Source organism: Thiolapillus sp. (genome assembly GCF_048562965.1).
GTDB classification, from domain to species: domain Bacteria; phylum Pseudomonadota; class Gammaproteobacteria; order Chromatiales; family Chromatiaceae; genus Thiolapillus; species Thiolapillus brandeum_A.
Window position 1 is genome coordinate 1 of sequence record NZ_JBHNMF010000871.1, and the last position, 1203, is coordinate 1203.

Consider the following 1203-nt stretch of genomic DNA (forward strand, 5'->3'; position numbering starts at 1 on the left):
CTAGCCTACCGTCCACCCGGGAAAACCGCGTTCCGGATCGTTCCCACCGCCGACCACCAGGCCCTGGCGGCAAAAACTACCGCCTATGGCCTGTTCATGTCCCGGGACGGCACCCTCTGGGTAGGCAGTTCTACCGGATTGCGCAGGCTGCCTCCCGGTGAGAAAAAGCTCCAGCCACCTGAACTGAGCAACCCCTATTACTTCATCAAGATGCTCGAAGACAGCGAAGGTTATCTGTGGCTGGGCCGGCCCACGGAACTCCTTAAATATGACCCGCGTACCCGCAAGATCGTCGCCAGCCTGCAACTGCCCCACACCTATGGCATGCTGCAGCTCGACACATCCAGGATCCTGGTTGGGGGACTCGGCAAGATTCATCTCATCGATACCCGCACAGCAACCGTGCTGGATGCTATCGATGGAGAAACCCATGGCTTCAACAGCATCACCTATCTGTATCAGGCCAGGGATGGCAGCATCTGGGTGGGCACACAGGGCGACGGCCTGTTCCACATGGAGCTTGATACGGATTTTGATCTATCGCGGGCGAAGCTGACCTTCTACTCCATGCAGCAGGAGCTGGCATCCAATGCCATCGGCGCCATTGCCGAATCCGCCAACGGCCTGATCTGGTTTACGACCACCCGCAGCATCACCCGGCTCGATCCCACTTCAGGGGCTATACAAAATTTCAACGACAAGGATGGGGCTTTTTCCGAGGGTTATTACATCGGATCGGGCCTGCAGGACGACCAGGGGCTCATCTATTTCGGCGGCGTAAAGGGCATGAGCATTTTCTCCCCCGAGTGGATCACCGACGATCCCGTTACACCCCGGGTGATCTTCACCGAATTGCGGCTGGACAATCATCCCATGAGCGTGGGCATACCCGCCAGTCCGCTGAGCAGGCCAATAGCCTATACAGACCATCTCACCATAGAACCACGCTGGCCGAGCATTACCCTCGAATTTGCCAGCAACAACTATGCGAGCCCCAAGCAGATTCGTTATGCCTACAGGATGGAGGGGCTCGAGGAAGAATGGACGGAAACCAGCGCCGGTGCGCGTTTCGCCAACTACGCCAGCATGCCCCCCGGCAACTACCGCTTTCTGGTCCAAGTGTGTCTTCGACCTCGTGATAGATTTTGGGACATCCCAGTCCCCAAAATCGACTCGGCCTTTGACAACCTATTCGTGCCCCAG

At 57.6% G+C, this 1203-nt stretch carries 1 protein-coding gene; it reads left to right on the forward strand.

Going from position 1 to position 1203, the window contains the following annotated elements; translation table 11 throughout:
- The coding region (locus ACOCD2_RS20800; protein WP_293675225.1) for a two-component regulator propeller domain-containing protein at positions 1-1203 on the forward strand (1203 nt) is incomplete at both ends.